The sequence below is a fragment of the Xenorhabdus sp. KJ12.1 genome, from assembly GCF_963876495.1.
GTDB classification, from domain to species: domain Bacteria; phylum Pseudomonadota; class Gammaproteobacteria; order Enterobacterales; family Enterobacteriaceae; genus Xenorhabdus; species Xenorhabdus stockiae.
In genome coordinates, this window is sequence record NZ_CAWNQH010000085.1 from 1 (window position 1) to 18,622 (window position 18,622).

The 18,622-nt window shown below is 40.3% G+C and carries 15 protein-coding genes; 6 read left to right on the forward strand and 9 right to left on the reverse strand.

Features of this window, described 5'->3' with window-relative positions; all coding sequences use genetic code 11:
- The first annotated feature begins 292 nt into the window (after window positions 1-292).
- Window positions 293-1,174: a hypothetical protein gene (locus AACS92_RS15610; RefSeq protein WP_099111697.1), complete on the forward strand. Its 882-nt coding sequence runs from the start codon at window positions 293-295 to the stop codon at window positions 1,172-1,174.
- Window positions 1,175-1,414: 240 nt separating this feature from the next.
- Here AACS92_RS15610 and AACS92_RS15615 read toward each other — a convergent pair whose 3' ends face one another.
- The 5 genes from AACS92_RS15615 to AACS92_RS15635 form a co-directional block, all read right to left on the reverse strand.
- Window positions 1,415-2,560, reverse strand: coding sequence for a phage tail protein (locus tag AACS92_RS15615; RefSeq protein ID WP_241538023.1), 1,146 nt, complete (start codon window positions 2,558-2,560; stop codon window positions 1,415-1,417).
- A 631-nt stretch (window positions 2,561-3,191) separates the two neighbouring features.
- Window positions 3,192-4,844, reverse strand: coding sequence for a bifunctional aspartate transaminase/aspartate 4-decarboxylase (locus AACS92_RS15620; RefSeq protein ID WP_099111698.1), 1,653 nt, complete (start codon window positions 4,842-4,844; stop codon window positions 3,192-3,194).
- A 33-nt stretch (window positions 4,845-4,877) separates the two neighbouring features.
- Window positions 4,878-6,569, reverse strand: a complete 1,692-nt coding sequence (gene aspT / locus AACS92_RS15625; protein ID WP_099111699.1) for an aspartate-alanine antiporter — start codon at window positions 6,567-6,569, stop codon at window positions 4,878-4,880.
- A 299-nt stretch (window positions 6,570-6,868) separates the two neighbouring features.
- Window positions 6,869-7,465, reverse strand: a complete 597-nt coding sequence (locus AACS92_RS15630) for an NADPH-dependent FMN reductase (RefSeq protein ID WP_099111700.1) — start codon at window positions 7,463-7,465, stop codon at window positions 6,869-6,871.
- A gap of 21 nt (window positions 7,466-7,486) precedes the next feature.
- Window positions 7,487-8,359, reverse strand: a complete 873-nt coding sequence (locus tag AACS92_RS15635; RefSeq protein ID WP_241538024.1) for an EamA family transporter — start codon at window positions 8,357-8,359, stop codon at window positions 7,487-7,489.
- A gap of 237 nt (window positions 8,360-8,596) precedes the next feature.
- Between AACS92_RS15635 and AACS92_RS15640 the strand changes: the two genes are divergently transcribed.
- Window positions 8,597-9,088 (forward strand): MarR family winged helix-turn-helix transcriptional regulator, encoded by a 492-nt coding sequence (locus AACS92_RS15640; RefSeq protein WP_099111702.1) that lies wholly within the window; start codon window positions 8,597-8,599, stop codon window positions 9,086-9,088.
- Window positions 9,089-9,246: 158 nt separating this feature from the next.
- Here AACS92_RS15640 and AACS92_RS15645 read toward each other — a convergent pair whose 3' ends face one another.
- The 4 genes from AACS92_RS15645 to AACS92_RS15660 all read right to left on the reverse strand — a co-directional run bounded on the left by AACS92_RS15645 (window position 9,247) and on the right by AACS92_RS15660 (window position 13,885).
- A complete protein-coding gene (locus tag AACS92_RS15645; protein WP_099111703.1) occupies window positions 9,247-11,358 on the reverse strand; it encodes a TonB-dependent receptor domain-containing protein in 2,112 nt (703 codons plus the stop codon).
- A gap of 248 nt (window positions 11,359-11,606) precedes the next feature.
- Complete coding sequence (locus AACS92_RS15650) at window positions 11,607-12,020, reverse strand: DUF2946 domain-containing protein (protein ID WP_241538025.1); 414 nt, start codon at window positions 12,018-12,020, stop codon at window positions 11,607-11,609.
- Window positions 12,021-12,102: 82 nt separating this feature from the next.
- Window positions 12,103-12,759: an ankyrin repeat domain-containing protein gene (locus AACS92_RS15655; RefSeq protein ID WP_099111704.1), complete on the reverse strand. Its 657-nt coding sequence runs from the start codon at window positions 12,757-12,759 to the stop codon at window positions 12,103-12,105.
- 223 nt (window positions 12,760-12,982) lie between these two features.
- Window positions 12,983-13,885 (reverse strand): LysR family transcriptional regulator, encoded by a 903-nt coding sequence (locus AACS92_RS15660; RefSeq protein WP_099111705.1) that lies wholly within the window; start codon window positions 13,883-13,885, stop codon window positions 12,983-12,985.
- Between the two features lie 116 nt (window positions 13,886-14,001).
- Here AACS92_RS15660 and AACS92_RS15665 point away from each other — a divergent pair, with 116 nt between their 5' ends.
- From AACS92_RS15665 to AACS92_RS15680, 4 genes are all read left to right on the forward strand, one after another.
- On the forward strand, window positions 14,002-15,363 hold the full coding sequence (locus tag AACS92_RS15665) for an aspartate aminotransferase family protein (RefSeq protein WP_099111706.1): 1,362 nt from the start codon (window positions 14,002-14,004) through the stop codon (window positions 15,361-15,363).
- Window positions 15,364-15,467: 104 nt separating this feature from the next.
- Window positions 15,468-15,830 carry a nuclear transport factor 2 family protein gene (locus AACS92_RS15670; protein WP_099111707.1) on the forward strand — a complete coding sequence of 121 codons (363 nt, stop codon included), beginning with the start codon at window positions 15,468-15,470 and terminating at the stop codon, window positions 15,828-15,830.
- 414 nt (window positions 15,831-16,244) lie between these two features.
- Window positions 16,245-17,678: a carotenoid oxygenase family protein gene (locus tag AACS92_RS15675; protein WP_193756999.1), complete on the forward strand. Its 1,434-nt coding sequence runs from the start codon at window positions 16,245-16,247 to the stop codon at window positions 17,676-17,678.
- Window positions 17,679-17,721: 43 nt separating this feature from the next.
- A complete protein-coding gene (locus AACS92_RS15680; protein ID WP_099111709.1) occupies window positions 17,722-18,606 on the forward strand; it encodes a polyprenyl synthetase family protein in 885 nt (294 codons plus the stop codon).
- Window positions 18,607-18,622 lie beyond the last annotated feature (16 nt).

The window sequence follows — 18,622 nt, forward strand, 5'->3', positions numbered from 1 at the left end:
AACTGCTCAGTAATGTGAAAAAATTCTTGAAAAAATCTGCAAATAGACTCTTTCAGAGAAAGTAAATCGAGTGTCTCACTATTATGAAAAGTTATTTAGATCCTGAACATATAGCTGAATCAAAATAATTAGACATATTTCACATACGCCATAAACAGTTCATCAATTGAACACCTTTCTCATCTTCTATACGTATGAGAATAAACGCAGGCAGTAAGGCCATCCAATCCCTACTTACAAGAATGTTGCTATACTTCAGTTATTGTCATTTTTTTAAAAAAGGAAAAATATAATGTTTGGATGGAAGAAAGCCAATTATAAAAATTATAGAGATACATATGAGTTATTTGGAGGCGGGATTGTCACTTCACCAGAAGTGCTTTCTTTTCTACATGAAAGGTTTAATCTTCATGAAAAATACTTCGTTAAAACTGATAAATATAATAATATAACTGCAGCCGTTTGTACTTGGGAAAACAATTTTTTGGCTGGAGATCAAAGTGTAGCATTAAAACACAAAATAAATAAATACCCATTGAATTTTGATGAGTTATTATTCCCAGTCGATAAGGGGAAAAGTTTAATTATGCCATTCAAGACTAAATTTTTATCCTCAATGAATAGCAATGAATTTATTAATTGCTCACATATAATAAATTCTCGTAGAGAAATTTGCTTAGTAAAACATCCTTCAAAAAAAACCTTTTCTACACGTAATAGAGAATTAAATAAATTTATAAAAGCTGGTGGAAAAATAATAGGAACTCTGAATTTTTCAGTTGAAAATTTAGTGGATATTTATGATGATTTGTATTTCTCAATAAGAAAAGAGCATGTTTTAAAAAAAGAGATGGTGGAGTTTCTGAATGAATTACCAACATTAAGATATGGAAATTTGCTTTTTTTTGATGAAAACCCAGTTGCAATGCAATATGTTTTAAAAAAAGAGTGCTCAAACTGGGTTAATTATGATTATCATAACATGGGAAGGAAAAATATTGACATTCAAGAAATATCTATAGGAACTATTGCAATGTGGGTGAATGTAAAAGAAGCTATTGAGTATACTTCAAGGAATAACCTTGAAATGAGATTTAGTTTTGGTAGGCCGACTTTTGATTATAAAGACCGTTGGTGCAAAAGAGATAAATTATATAGAATAATAACGTTTTGAAATAAATTCCCCCATCGTAAGCAGCGGTGAATTCATATATGTGCGGCGTTCAATTATTATTTGTTCGTCGCAAGCGACAGGAAATCAACCCCTGAAATATTCAATTATCATATCAAGCATAAACATCATCTAATGATATAGTACATTACTCCCCTCCATTCTACTTTAGTAGAAAATTGTTGTTTTTTTATGGGTTTTGTTAAATTCCCCTGCTATGTAGGGGAATTTTGGTTTTCCGTATTATGCGGCTTTTACAATATATAAAAATGCTACGTTACGTGGGCGAGTTTCTGAGCCTGTTCTTATATTATTCCAATATTTATTAATAGGACCACTAGTATTGTTCCCCCCATATTCCTCAAATCTTCCCGGAACGTTACGATGAGAACCACCTGGTGGCACACTAAAATTATAGGTACTTTCAATTCCTGAAAGATGAGCATGATCCTGAATACAATCAGACTGTGATGATAATACTCTACGTTCGTAATCAACATTACGTCCTGCATCTACTCCACGAATAAATTCCCCCCGTAAGTCAGGCAACCATCCAGATGGGTAGGCAAGAGCGAGTTTCGGATATTTTGTTTTATCAAACCAGCTGCCATTACATATGAGCCAGCCTGTTGGCGGAGTTGTTGTTGGCCAAGGAATAGGAACACCAACAGGTAGAGATGATTCTTCTGAGCTTTGCACCGCTAATCCTAAATTTTTTACAAACTCAACCTTATTGGGTATATCAGCTCCGTTTTGATCTTTAGACAAACGTGCATTAGCATTATTATTGGCATTGTTGGCGGCAGTCTGTGCCGCATTCGCCAGTGCCTTGGCATCATTGACATGTTTGTCTGTCTCACCTCTGCTGTATGCCCCGACATCAGCGGCGTTTAACGTGATATCCCCCGACAACGGTTTACCGTTCACTGTACGACTGGATGGCACTCGACCGTTGGCGTTATTATTGGCATTGTTGGCAGCAGTCTGGGCCGCATTCGCCAGTGCCTTGGCATCATTGACATGCTTGTTTGTCTCACCAGTGCTGTATGCCCCAACATCAGATGCATTCAATGAAATATCAGAAGAAAGCTCTTTCCCATTTATTTTTCGACTAGAAGGTACGTAATTATTATCACTGATATTGGCTTTGTTTGCTAAATCATACACTCTTTTAACTGCTCTGGATGTAGCTACCGTTATTTCACTATCACTCTCAACTTCATTACTAAGAGTAACAAAGCCTTTGTCTTCTAATGTTGCATAAGGATGTTCACGAGTTTTAATATGTTCTTCGATCGCTTCCCTGATTGCTTTTTTGACATCATCCATTGTTGGAACTATTACTTCTTCATTTTTTGAGGATATTGATTCAGGTTTTTTATCTTGCATAATTATTCCCTCATTTAATCAACAATACACATTGCTAAATAATATGAAGGCGGTGGGATACTTCTCCGCCTATGAACATCAATAAAATTGGTTCATCAACACTGGAGAGTACAGTTTAAATCCAAACTACTAGTTACCTATATTAACGGAAGGATGACATAAAATGACAGGCTGGATATTAATAAAATTTATTAAATTTTTGATAAAACTTGATGTTCAAATTACTGCGACGAAATAGACTGGTATTAGTAAAGACAGGATCTTCACGGATAAAATGACCGGAAGAACAGGCAGCAGAGAGGGTTACTGACCAGAACAGAACGGAGCAATGCTATTCTAAAATGGAGTATTTAGGCCGTAATACCACTGACATGCTAAAAATAGTCGACAATTGCTACAAGAAAAGGGTCACCATTCGTTTTAGTGGAATGTTCTATAACATCGCTGCCGCTTTTGTGGCATTTTGTTTGTTGAGAGCGTTGAACCGAGCTTCTTCACGATGACTAAGTTCATTGAACGATAGAGTGCGAAGTTTTGCACTCTATCGTCGTTAGCAGGCGAGTGGCGTATCAGCCTGTCCGCCAAGATCCGTCTTTTGATAGAAATCGAACTTAATAGCTACCTATTAAATTTAATAACTATCTATCTTAGAACGATCTTTTTTATTCACTTTACTCGAAGAGATATTTGATTTGTGTTTTCCCTCTTTTGTGAAAACAACAAAGTATTCCTCAAGCAATCTCTTCAATGCCTTGCCGATAGTGGCATATTCATACTCATTGAGGTTGGCAAGCGATATTCTGCCTGCGGGGTTCAGGGTGCCGAAACCCGAACCTGGCAACATCACAATGCCGGTGTCTTCGGCGATTTTAAACAGAAACTGAGTTGAATCAACCGTACTCTTCACCCATGTTGCGAACGCATTGCCATAAATGCGGCGGGATATCTCCTCCAGATCAAGCAGCGTATAGTAATCAACGGATTCTTCATCATCGGACTGAACAATACCAAGTTCGCGATATAGCACCGCCTGACGCCGACGAATGATCTTGGTTACAGAGGATTTATAACCATTATCACTATCCATCAGGGAAAACAGAGCAAACAGTACCATCTGAATCTGCTGTGGGGTGGATAATCCGGCGGTATGATTCAGCGCCACGCTGCGGCTATCTGCAACAACCCGGTCAAGGAAGCGCAGGGCACTGACATCAGGAGTGAGGGACTCATAACGCTTATTCAGGCGTTTTTTCTCACTGGCAGGTAAAGCAGCCAGTTTCTGCTCGAGAATATTGTTACGGTGTAACGCAATTACACCGAGACGCCATCCGGTTGCGCCAAAATATTTGGAGAATGAGTAAACCAGAATTGTGTTCCGTGGGCAGGTCGCGAAAAGGGATTTAAAATCATTAGCGAAGGTGCCATAAACATCATCGGTAAGAATAATCAAATCAGGGCGTTGACGGATAATGTCTGCCAGTTTTTCCAAACCATGCTCATCGATTTTAACGGAAGCCGGGTTACTCGGGTTTACGCAGAAAAATATTTTTACCGAAGGATCTAACAACTTCTCCAGCTCGCTGTCGGGATACTGCCAGCGGTTTTTGGGTGACGCCTGTACCATCACCGTCTTAAGCTGAAAATCTTCAAGCTGAGGGATCTCAATATAAGGCGTAAAGATGGGGGAACCTATTGCCACTTTATCACCGACTTTCACCAGACCATTATTGCGTAGGCTATTGAACAAATAAGTCATTGCTGCTGTGCCGCCTTCAACAGCAAAAAGTTCCACATCTTGTGCTGAAACCAGACCGCCTACCATTTCTTTTACAATGTACTCCCGGGTAATCTGCTCACTAATCCGCTGCATACGCGGAGGTTCTGGGTAGTTGGCTCCGAGAATTCCCTCAACCATTTCATGCAGAAATTGAGATGCTGACAGGCCAAGTTGATCACGAACGTAGCTGACGGCTCTGGCGAGAAAAGAGATACCGGGTTGGTTATGATTTGCTGACAGAAACTCATCAAAGCGCGCCTCAATACCCTCAATCCGGGGTAATCCACCGATATCATGCGGCAAATAAGAATAGGAGAGCTCAGCTTCTGCAGTGGCAAATAGACCTAAACGCCAAAACGCCCGGCGCGGTAAGGTTGCCAGAAAGTTCGGATTTCCCCGACCTGCATTGAGCATCGTGCGCCCGGATTTGCTTGACGCTAATTGGATCAACGCATCTTTAAGTTCAAAAGGACTGAGAGCAGCATACTTATCCTGTTGTTTAGACATGTAGTTTACTCCACTTGTAAAGGTTACATTGGCTTACGCAATAGCAACGATGAGTGGGCCTAATAAAGTCAGGAACACGTTGGCTAAACCATACGTCACAGCAAAAGGGGCTGTTGGTATAGCATTGCCGGCTTTATTGAGAACTTCACCAAAAGCGGGATTGGCGCTTCGGGTTCCCGACAAGGCTCCGGCAAAAATGGCGGCATTGTCATAGCGTAGGAGATAACGTCCGATAAACAGCGTAATCATCAACGGCACAACGGTGACCACCACACCAATAAGAAAAATCGAAATACCGCTTGAGCGAATAGTTTCAACCGCTTGCAGGCCTGATTGCAGTCCTACTACGGCCACAAAACCGGCCAGCCCCAAATCACGAAGGATTGAAGAGGCACCGCTGGGTATATTACCGCTCAGTGGCTTACGCGACTGATACCAGCCAAAAAGCAGACCGGATAAAAGTGCGCCACCGCCACTTCCCAGCGTAAGAGGTACTGAGCCAATACGTACTATTAGCAGGCCGATTAACAGGCCAACGGCAATACCGAGACAGTGAAAAAGCAAATCTGTCTTGATGCTTTTCACCAGAGAAGCGCCGACCAGTGATATCGCTCGCTGAATATCCTGTTCGCTGCCGTACAGCGTTACCACGTCGTTATGCTTGATGACCGTATCATCAGAAAGGGCCAGCATATTTTCTCCACGTTTTATGCTGATGACATAAATACCATGGCGTACATCGGAGGCCACCTGAGTGCGGAGTTCTGCAAGCCGCTTATTAATAAAGGCCGGGTTTACCACCAACGCTTCGCTGGTTGTCATGACCATCGATGGCCCGTGCTCGGTCAGCACTTCCTTACCCAGATGTTTAGCCAGAGCGACAATACCTTGTCGGCGCCCGACCAGAAGTAAAACATCATTCTCCATAAGGAGAAGATCCGGCGTAACATGAACTTCTTCTCCTCCACGCTTGAGCCTTTCCAGCGTAACGGGGAATTGTGGGGAAGCTAACGCTTCCAGTTCTGAGACGTGTATATTTTTTGCCGGTCCGGCCTCATAGAGACGGCCCACAATACCCGGTAGAGCAGGCGTCTGGTCTGCGGCTAATAAAGGTGCTCCTTTGAGTAAATCCAGCTCGGCTTTCATCGCATCATCCCGAATGGATCGCCTCATTATTTTGGGCAGGACATTAACGCAGATAATGATGGTACCAAGGGAACCGAAGATGTAAGTCACTGCGTAGCCGACTGCAACGTTGCCTTGCAACTGCTGTATCTGTGCCGGAGCCAGATCAAGCTTAGCAATGGCTGCACCAGCGGTGCCGATGATCGCGGATTGTGTTAATGCACCTGCGGCGATACCCGCAGCGGTACCTTGATCAAGGGAGAAAAGTTTTGCCATGACGACGAGTGTCAACAGCCCACTCACTGCCAGTACCAAAGAAAGTGCGACTTCACGTAGCGTTTGCCGCCCCAGCGAGGAAAAGAATTTAGGCCCGCTATCAAAGCCGACAGCATAAATAAACAGGGCAAATAGGACATTTTTAATTCCGTCGCCGATACTGACACCAACCTGGCTAATTAACACGGCGACAACCAGTGCGCCGGCTACACCACCAAGTTGGAATGCTCCTAGCTTGAACCTCCCCAACCATGTGCCACCAGCCAAAGCGAGAAAAAGTGCAATTTCAGGAGAAAGGCTAAAAAGTTCATGTAACCAGGCCATTAAATTAGCTCCTTTGTTTTCTTAGATAGAAATTAGCAATGGATTACAGAATGACTGGCTTTTAATGTGATAAGCGAAATAATCTAAGCCGCTCCACTAAATTTAGCACATTTGATGCAGTATGAATTTTGATCGCCCGATACGACAAATACAGGGATAAAATAAGAGACAGGGAGCCGGTATTTTATGCCTAAGAATGCAGAGATATAAAACCGGTACTTGGGATGAATAATTGCAGCCAGTAAGGCTGCAACCTGAAAGACGGAAAATATATTTTTAAAACTTATAATACAACTTCCTTACATACCGTACGGATACTGTTGCATTTCATCACCAACAGCATCGCGTACATGTTTCAAAGCTTCGGCATAAGATTTAAGTAGCTTCAATGTATAGTGAACCCGATTTTCAAAAGCTGTATCACTGCAAACCAATTCAGGAGAAATTAAATTACCAGCCTGACGGAAAATTAAATGATCAGGCAGGAAACAGACATGGTTATTTTTAAAACCAGTCATACGTAGCTCGGAGATAGGATAAACTCCATTTGGACCACTAGAAACACTGGTTAATAATGCGGGCTTATGTCCTAATTCGGTCACAGAGCAATATAACAATAAATTTTTCAGTGCTGGTGGTACCATTCCATGCCATTCAGGAGAGACAAAAATAAAAGCGTCACTGTCTCTTAAATGATGAGCGACTGCCTGCCACGGATGTGATTCTGCTGATATATCGGTTGTATAACCATCATGAAGAGGAAGATCTACATTACATAACTCAAGAAATTTGATATCAGTAAATCCATATTCACTACTCAATTTCTGTAAATAACGGGCTATGCGCTGACTATTAGAATTCTGACGCTGACTACCAGAGATTAAGGTTAACTTCATACGGTACTGCTCCTTTTATTTTTAATTTGCCTTTTTAAGGTTGTAGGGTTGTGGAGCTGTCTGGATCTTATTTCTGGGTATAGAAAACCAAACCGCAGTAATAATGATGCAGGCTCCTATAAATTGGAAGAAAGAAAATGTTTGTTTTAAAAAAACAAAGCCAAGTATGCACGCCGATAATGCACTCATAAAACCTAAAAAAGATATTGTGACAACCGGTAGTTTTTCAATTCCCCTAAACCAAATAATGTAAGAAAAGACTGCACCGATAAGACATAAGTAACCATAGCCGAAGATATTAGTTAATGTAATCTGGTGAGGTATTCCCTCAGTTAAAATAGCCACGGGTAGTAACATCATTCCACCTAACATTAATTGCCAGCCAGTGAAGCTTAGTAACGATAAGTTAGTAGGACGGTTCCAATATTTGGTTAAAACAACACCCAATGCCATACAGCCACAACCGGCAAAACCAGCAATAATTCCCTGCCAGTTTAAACGAGTGTTTGCATTGGTTACGAGAAGTGCAATACCTATAATTCCGAGAATTGCTGAAGCGATATGCATTTTCGTCAGCGGGGTTTTGAGTAGAAAAGTACTTAGCAGAATAACAAAAATAGGCTGGCATGACATAATCAAAGCGGCTGTTCCACCGGGAAGATACCATGCAGCTATAAAAAGGAAATAAAAAAAGGCACCGATGTTTAATAACCCGAGAATAGCCAGACGGAGCCACCATATTCCCTTCGGAAATGTACGGCAAATTAACAGTAATAAAATTCCGGCAGGTAGTGCTCTGAGAGTTGCGGCAAGTAAAGGGGTATTAGGTGGCAACATTTCAGTAGTAATAACATAAGTACTTCCCCATACAATTGGTGCTAATGCAGTAAGCATAAGATTACGGAGCATTGTAGTTTCCTGTGTTATTTTTCCTTTGTTTACAGTTTCATCTATCGTTTTTCAAGTTGTCGTTTTGTTAGCTTCGCCTTGAAATTCATAGGGTATAGATGCTAAAAATTAACCGCAAATTTCATTTTAAAAAGTATCTTTATGTAAAGATACATTAAAGTGATAGCCTATACAAATTTTATCAAGTATCTTTTCACAAAAATAAATGAATAGGGAAAAAACATGAAGTACGATCACGTTGACCGTTTACTCATACAGTGGGAACAACAACGTCCAGATCTTGACCCGTCACCGATGGGTGTTATCGGGCGTTTATGCCGGGCGAATAAAATTATTGAACAGCGACTACAGGCTACATTCAAAACCTTTGACCTGAGTGCTATTGAGTTTGATATTCTTGCGACACTACGTCGTCATAATACACCAATCACACCAACCGAAATGTATCAGTCAGTGATGTTAACTTCAGGCGCAATGAGTACCCGTATTGAACATATGGTACAGCGTGGGTTAGTTGAACGTGCGGCTAATGATAAAGATCGACGCAGTTGCAAAGTCTCTTTAACTTCAGAGGGAAGAGCGCTGATTGATAAAGCGGTTGAAAGTCATTTAGAAAACTTAAGAGAGACGCTGAGTGCATTATCGAATGAACAACAAGAGCAATTGGCTATGCTTTTGCGTCATTGGTTGCTAATGAATGAGTCAGATATTTAGGATTAGTCTGATAATTTTCTTTTTTTAAAAGAATCTTTTTAAAAAAATATTTCTTAATGTGATGTAAAGATAACTTTAGTAAAAAAGTTCATTAAGAAATGAAAAAGAAACTTTGCCCCGAATTAATTCAGGGCAAAGTCCGGGAGGTCAGTCAGAGATTAGAATTTCACGTTAAATCTGGCCCAATAAGTGCGGCCCGCTTCGTTAACAGGCGTATTGGCTGAATAACCAAAGCCATCATTTCCTGCACGATTGAGGTGTTCGCTATAGGTTTTATTAAAAATATTGTCAACACCGGCACTGACCTGCATATTTTTAGTCACCTTATAAGCGGCATTAGCAGAAAAAACGGCAAAACCGGCACTACGCTCAAAATCTCTTCCAGCCACACTACCTTCATTCATCGCAATCTGGTTTTGTTTGCTGACCAGACGCAATAAACCGTTGCTACTCCAGTCGCCATACTCCCAGCTCAGACCAAAGCGGGCTTCCAATGGTGGAGTTTGTGGCAATGGACGATGGTTGGAATTATTTCTCGCCCAGGAATAAGCCAGACTTGCATTGGTTTTCCAATTTTCATTCAGATGATAGCCAACCCCCATTTCACCACCCAGTATGGTGGCATCAATGTTACGAACGTTATCGGCTTTTTGATCGGCATAATGGAACAGAATAAAATCATCGATTTTACCTGCATAGGCGGAAATCCAGCCTTGCAAATGCTGATCGTTATAATGAGCCCCGATATCTAACTGTGTTGTTTTCTCTGTTTTCAGTTGATTGAAAACACGGCCTTTTGACCAGAACAACTCCCAAAAATCAGGGAAGCGCTCAGTATAACCAACACCGGCATAGAACATCACCGGAGCTTCTTTCAGGTTATGTTCATATCGGACAAAACCGGCGGGTAAAGTATCGGTTCGTTCTTCCTGTTTTTCCTCGATTTTTTGAGGATATCTATCCACCAGAACGCGATCTAAACGAGCACCACCAATTACCTTACTTTGTTCGTCAGCATCCCAGCTCAGTTCGCCAAAAACACCATAATCACGGAAACGGGCATTTTTTTGTGATGGGTTACGATGCGTATTTGTCTGCATATCCACACCGCTTTGTAATGTAAAATCTTCCCAAATCCATGTACCCATCATGCGTCCGCCCAGAGTTTTGCGATCTACCTGATGAGACATTTTCATGCCATTACCATGCCCACTGTGACCGCCGTGTCCTCCATGACTACCATGATTCATGTGGCTACTTTTCATATGGTCATTTCCGTGTCCCATATGGCTGTCACCATGTCCCATTTTCATTGCTGTAAGGGAAGGACGGGATAAGTTATCCATTACATGAGTGGTGGCGTTGTAATAAAAATTAGTCTCAAACTTGTCAAACACATCGCCGATATTGGATTTTTCAAAGCGCATTCCCAAACTTTCGCGTTTGAATTTCGAACCATCCATTGCTCGACCAGCATAGCGAGCCTTTCCATCTCCTTGTCCGGCATTTAACTCCAGCAGGGTATTATCATCCGGTGTCCAACCCAATGCTACATCCGTATTCCACTTGTTCCAATGGGAAGGAATGCGATACCCATCACCGTCTTTGTAGTCATTAGAGCGGGATTTATTACCGATAAAGCGCATATAACCATATTGATTGCCGAAACTCAGGTCTGCATTACCATCCCAGCGTCCGTTAGAACCAGCGACTGTGCTGATATTACCTTTAGCATCCGGTTCTGAAAATTGTGGGCGGGAGCGTTCAAAACGAATAGTTCCTGCGGAGTTCCCCGGTCCCCAAAGCACAGTCTGTGGCCCTTTAACTAAACTCAAAACATCATAACTTTCTGGTGAAATATATGAACTTGGGGCGTCCATCCGTGACGGGCAAGAGCCCATAACTTCGCCGTCATCAATCAACATCCGTAAGCGAGAACCAAACATTCCACGGAATACCGGATCTCCGTTAGTTCCACCACTACGCACCTGAGAGAATCCCGGAATGGTTTTCAGGTAATCTGAGCCATCACTGGCGGGAACAGGTTGACGGGGAGTTTTAAGTGAGGAAAAAATATTCAAAGGCGAAACAGCCGGAGCAGTTACTGTAATGACTGATTCACTTTCATAGGCTACATTTCCACGAACTGAGTTTAAATTTTTTGTCTCTTCAGCACTTTCTTTTGTGGCAGCCATACCATTTGGAATAAAGAGTGCGATAGCTAAAGCCGTAGCCAAAGGCGATGCGCGAAACAATTGTGTAGCAGACATGAAAAATATTCCTTAATTAATCACAAATCCTGTTTTTGAATTTGTTTAAAACAATACCGACTTGCCCTGTAAAAATAATTTCAGGCAAGGAAAATAGATGATTTATTTATTCATACACAATGGATTTCAAGATGCATCGCGGCGGCAAGGGAGATCATCCCCGGGAGCATAGATAACTATGTGACTGGGGTGAGCTAGTGCAGCCAACAAAGAGGCAACTTGAAAGACGAAGTGTACAGATAAGCGAATTAATTAAGGGGTGGTGCGCGTGGTTGTGACTCACCATAGAACAGCCGGATAGCCGGGTCAGAAAAGCGGGGTGCTGGTGGTGCCCGGGAAATCGTTAGCGTCAACAAGATAAAAGGAATAAACGAACCTGACAATAACGGCAGGTTAATCAATAGCTGGCAATAACCACAGGCAATATCATCCATCAGCCCCATATGAACATGATCAACACCATGATGATTCATGCTGTCTGATTGATGGTGACTATTTTGCATATCAGGCATTGGCATACCATGACATGCTTCATTTTTCATACCACCGCGATGATGTTCCAGTGTTTTTGATACCACTGGAGCAATGAACAGCATCAGAATTGCCAATAAGGCAATCCAGGCAGGTGTTCGGCGCTGTGATAGATGAAAAAGTGATAACAAACTATTGATCCGGATCAATACTAACGATTGGGCGCCAATCTTACTGTATTTTTACTGATTTTGTTAAAGAATTTTTCTCTGATTATTTGGCGTTAGCACTTTCCAATAGTTTAATGATGTCTTTATATCCACGTTGACGAGCATGAGTAAGCGCAGTAACCCCGTTTTTATCCGGTATGTTAACATCAGCACCGCCCTTAATTAGCCGATCAATAATGTCGACATAAACTGAAGAACCATTGCCTAATACGACTGCTTCCATTAACGCCGTCCATCCTAATTTGTTAATGTGATTAGGATTAACACCAGCATCCAGCAGGATCTGTACAGTTTCAGGATGCCCTTTTTCGGCGGCGGGGATCAGGGCAGTTCCTCCATAACGGTTGGTATCTTTCAGGTTCGCGCCATGATGTAAAGTTGCAATGAGTATTTTATTGTAGCCCTGTGCTCCGGCCAGCAAATAAGGAGTATCGAGCTGTCTATCTTTAGCATTGACATCTGCACCGCTTTGGATAAGGAAAATAGCAATCGCAGCATAATTATGCTGTGTAGCCAGCATGAGAGGAGTGCGCTGTTGCCCGTCACGCTCATCAAGTAAAGTTTGATCATCATTCAATAGGGATTTGACGGTTTCTATATCGTTCCGATTGACAGCATCATGCAAAGGATTTGCATACACGTTGATATTTAACAAACAAAAAAGAAAAGTGAAATAAATTGGAATATATTTAAATTTCATCTTGATATACCTAATTAATGTGAATATGTAGGATTCAGAATTCGAAATCATCATTTGATCGAGAAATGAATATTTTCGTTTTTTAATTGTGCTATATCAGTTCTATATTTAATTTATTCAGAAGTATAAGGATAAGATATTTTACATCAATATAACCCTATCATATTTACATGATATTTTTGATATGTATTTTTAAACCGGCAATATCAATTTTATTAAATGCCTAATATCCTAACTCCTCCAAAAACAACCCAAGAATAGCATTAGTTCGTTTGCCTTTGCGTGTCACGATTGAGATTTTAGAATCATAATAAATTTGCTCAGGCAATAGTGCCTTCATAAAACCTTTCTCTACCCAGATGCGAGCGTAGTGATCCGGAAGAAATCCCACGAACTTACCGGTAAGAATTAAAAATGCGATACCTTCGCGATCAGATGCTGTTGCCGCGTTGTTCAGCAACTTATAGTGATTCATGGCTTCAGTACTTATACGATAGCCGGGAATAACGGCATCCAGTTGATTTAACTGTTCAGTATCAAAGTTATCCGCAAGCAGAAATGCTTCATGTGTATTACTACAATAAAGATATGACCGTTCATTGTAGAGTGGTAAGTAATTTAATCCTGACAATGGTGTGATAAAAGGTAGGGCGCCCACCTGTAATCTTCCATCCAATATACCTCGTTCGATTTCTGTTGGAGTACTCATACTAATATTAATTAGAATATTGTCACTTGCTGAACGCAGGCGTTCCAGCGCGTTAGTAATCCGCATCATTGGTTGTGTGACAAGGTTATTAATAATGCCGATATTAAATTCTCCCCGTAACTGCTTATGTATTTGATTGACATACTGACGAAATTCTTCAATTGACGCCATCATGGTTTCACTGGCTTGCAGAATTTCCCGCCCTTCATCCGTCAGAGAAAAACCAGCGCGACCACGTTGGCATAAGCGCATGCCCAAACGTTTTTCCAAATCCCCCATATGAAGGCTGATTGCTGAACGAGTAATGCCGAGCAGGCTTTCAGCCGCTGAAAAACTGCCACATTCTGCAACGATCTTAAATATACGTAATAATTTCAAATCAAAATCAGTTACTTGCCTAAAGTTTGCAGGTTTCATTTACGTGAGTAAACTCATAACTAATGATTCAATAAATAAGATTTAACTTGAATATCGTTTTATTGCAAACTCACTGTGATGACTTTTTGTTACATTTTCGTGCGAGGAGTTAAAAAATGTCAGATAGCAATACCGTTCAAACCCGTTCCTTCCATGTTAATCCATCCCAAGATCTGAATTTAAAAGCACACTGGATGCCGTTTAGTGCCAATCGTCATTTTCAGCAAGACCCACGCATGATCGTCTCTGCCGATGGTCACTGGCTGACGGATGATAAAGGTCGCCGCATCTACGACAGTTTGTCTGGTTTATGGACTTGCGGAGCCGGGCACTCACGCTCAGAGATTCGCCAGGCCGTTTCTGAACAATTAGGTACATTAGATTACTCACCCGGTTTCCAGCATGCTCATCCACTGTCATTTCGGTTAGCAGATAAAATCGCCAGTCTGATGCCCGGTGATTTAAACCATGTATTTTTTACCAATTCAGGTTCTGAATCTGTTGATACAGCAGTAAAAATAGCACGCGCATACTGGCGGATAAAAGGGCAGCCGACTAAAACCAGAATGATTGGCAGAATGCGCGCTTATCACGGTGTTAACATCGGGGGAACAAGTCTTGGCGGTATTGGCGGAAATCGCAAGATGTTCGGTCAGTTGATGGAAGTTGACCATCTGTCACACACCTTACAAAGCAATATGGCATTTACTAAAGGCGTTCCGGAAACTGGCGGCATTGAACTGGCTGATGAACTACTGAAACTGATAGAACTTCATGACGCCAGTAATATCGCCGCAGTTATTGTCGAGCCTGTTGCCGGATCTGCCGGTGCGATTGTTCCGCCACAGGGTTATCTGCAACGTTTAAGGGAAATATGTACTCAACATAATATCCTGCTTATTTTTGACGAAGTTATTACCGGATTAGGCCGTTTAGGGCGCTGGACAGGGGCTGAATATTTTGGTGTCACTCCGGATATTCTTACTTTTGCCAAGCAGGTCACAAATGGTGCAATCCCTCTTGGTGGTGCTGTTGTCTCCAGTGAGATCTACGACACATTCATGTCACAACCTATTCCTGAGCATATGATTGAATTCAGTCATGGCTATACTTATTCTGCTCATCCTGTTGCCTGTGCCGCAGGTCTGGCAACATTAACATTGCTGGAAAAAGACAATCTGATCCAACAATCTGCTGAATTAGCGCCTCATTTTGAAAAAATCCTGCACGAACTCAGGCATTGCCCTAACGTTGTTGATATTCGTAACTGTGGGTTGATTGGCACCATCCAAATTGCACCACGGAATGGCGATGGCGTGATACGTCCTTTTGAAGCTGGAATTGCATTATGGAAAGCCGGTTTTTATATCCGCTTTGGTGGCGATGGGCTCCAATTCGGCCCAATGTTTAATGCTAAACCTGAAGACCTTGACCGGATGTTCAATGCAGTAGGTGATGTTTTGCATCAGGTTAAATAAAGGGAAAGAGTCCTATCCGACTTTATCTATAGAATTTGTAGATTTATTTCAATATACAACTATCAAAAAATTAGCAGGCGAAGGACAACGGAGAGATAAAATACATGAGTGATAACGCAAAGCGTAGTAAATGGGTATACGAATTTTTTGAATTCATTGATAACAGAGAGTTTAATAAAATTTTAAACCTTGTCACCAAAGATGTTGTATATGAACGACCCGGCTATTCTACAATTCAAGGCAAGGAGTCTTTATTTAATTTTTATTCTAAAGAAAGAGTAGTGCTAGAGGGTAAACATACAATAACAAATATAGTCACCGAAGGAAGTTCCTCTGTATTTATCGGTGTTTTCTCTGGCACATTAAAAAATAAGGAGCATATTGAACTTTCGTTTTGTGATTTTTGTCAGTTTGACAATCATTTGTTAAATAAAAGGAAAACCTTTTTCTACTCTCCTCTGATTTAGTTTTTCGGAAATGCCCCACCAATACCCACTTTATAGAACAAGGTTTTATAACTTGGTGAGGTGGCTTCCATCTCGTTTCTGACTAATATAAATTTGATGCTAAGCAAAGACCCTGTAACCCATCTGGGCTTTGTTTGGCTTTGTCTCCGGATTCGAGTGAACTAAATCACGCTCTTCTATTGCCTTACCAAGGTATCCGAATTTATTAAAGTGCAATACTTTTTGTTTTTGAATGTTTTTATATATCAATGTAGATTTCCCTTAACCAGTTAGAACTATCTAATTTATCCACTTATCTAAACGACAAGTATTCCTGTAGGTGAGGGCATACTGTGCTCCTATGCCGATAGTGTTGGCTGAGGTTCTTTCTACTCTGCAATATGGTTTTTTTTGGGTGAGGCAAAGGAGTTAGTGTTGAGAGATTTTATTTTATCAAAAGATGTAAGAAACTCATTCTGGTCACAATTAGATGAAGTGGATAGTTATTTGTTCCCAGTAGAAGGATGTGTCCCAAAAGATCTTGTTGGTACTTTTTACCGGATAGGTCCAGGACGTTTAAATCGTGGTGAGCAATGGTATAACCATCCGTTTGATGGTGATGGAATGATTTGCAAAGTTACATTCAGCAAGAATGGCGTGCATTATCTAAATAGACATATTTTGACAGAGCAATATTTAGCAGAAGAGAAAAAAGGGAAATTTTTGTACCGTTCTATTGGTACGGTTCCTGATGGGATAGCTTTTAAAAATAGGTTTTTCAGCATCAAGAATCCGGCGAATACTAATGTCGTATATCATGGCGGTCATCTTCTGGCTCTATGGGAAGGAGGTTTTCCTCATAAAATCAATCCTAAAACACTTGAGACAATATCTAAATTTGATTTTTCTTATTCGATAAAATGGTGGGAACGCGCACACCTTAGGTTAAATATAAAAGAGCTTCCTTTTTCCGCACACCCTAAAAAACTATGTGGCGATGATAATTTATATAGTTTTGGCGTTAACTATGGAATTCAGACGGCACTGTTAATATATATGGTTGATAGCGAGTTAAATTTAACCATAAAAAATAAAATAAAACTCAAGCGTAGGTATTTAGTTCATGATTTTTTTGTCACAAAAAATTACTATGCTTTCTTTTTAAGCTCTGTACATGTTAAATTGAATTTAAGGAATATATTTGGAAAAACAAGTTTGATAAGTGATATATCCTCAAGTAAAGGAGTTGAGAGTGAAGTACTTCTGGTTGCCCGAGATGGATCGTCAGCATCATTCTATGATGCACCACCAGGATTAATATTCCATTTTTCAAATGGATTTGAAGACTCTGATGGGATGATTATTTTTGATGCACCGATTTGGGATAAGTTTCCAACATTTAACGAGGATATGTTTTCGGATAATAGAGCATATCTGTTTAGATTTATATTAAACCCTTCTTCAAAGTGTGTAATGAAAGAGCCATTATTTAATGGTTCAGTAGACTATCCAATAGTTAATCCTGATTATTATGGCAAAAAAAACAGGTATATTTGGTTTGTATGTTTTGGCGAAGGAAAAAATGCATTCTCAAAAAAATCCATTGTGAAATTAGATTTATATGAGATGAAAACGATATATTATGATTTTAAAGACTCTGTGCCTGAAGAGCCTGTTTTTGTTTCTAAAAAAAATTCAGTTAACGAAGATGATGGTTGGCTAATATTGAAGGTATACAGGTCTGATATTCATAAAACAGAAATAGTGATATTAGATGCTGAGACGCTCATGCTTGTTTGTAAGTTAAGGCTGCCACACCATATACCAATGGGGCTTCATCACTATTGGATTGACGAAGTAATGCTGTGATGTATTTTGAAATATAAAAAATGTATTTAGTTAGAGGGTTAATATGGAACTAGACTTCGACAATACTCACTCTGAGTTAACGAAAAAATTACAGGCGCATTTGGAGTCAGTCATCCCATATGATGAAAGTTCTGGTGAAATTAGTAAGGCGATGCGTGATGCATTAATATATTCCGGGAAACGGTTTCGCCCTATATTATTTCTCTTTCTCGTGAAAGATAGTGGCAGAGATTATCTAAATATAAATTATTTACAGTTAGCCTCCGCCATTGAAACTATACATGCGGCGTCACTCATTTTAGATGATCTTCCATGTATGGATAATGCAAAAGTCAGACGTAATCGACCAACTACTCATCGACAATATGGAGAAAGTGTAGCCATATTATCGGCAGTTGGCCTATTAAGTCTTGCTTTTAAATTAATTACTGAAACAGCATTTCCTGATGATATAAAATCTAATGCAGTCTCGATATTAGCTAAGGCTACAGGTTTGGGAGGGTTAGTTCAAGGGCAGTATTATGATCTAAACCAAAATAAGTTAGCATTATATGAATATGAGAAAATATCAGAAATAAATCAGTTGAAGACAGGTACATTGTTTGAGGTTGTTTTTTCTTTGTCATCACTAACAGATTATAATAAGAATAATAACTATGATCAGCTTATGCTTACCTCTAAGGAATTGGGGCAATCATTTCAAATTATAGATGATTTAAGGGATGGGTTTAAAGACTCAGGAAAGGATATAAATCAAGATTCAAATAAATATACATTAACTTCTCTGTTAGGCAGTGAGGGAGTAATGAATAAATTACATAGCCATATAGATATGGTTGATAATCAATTAAGTCAGCTTTATGGTGAAAAATGTTTATCGAGACAGTTTATTATAAAATGGTTTAATAGTTCTTTGAAATCGGATTAGATTTTCATTGTTTATT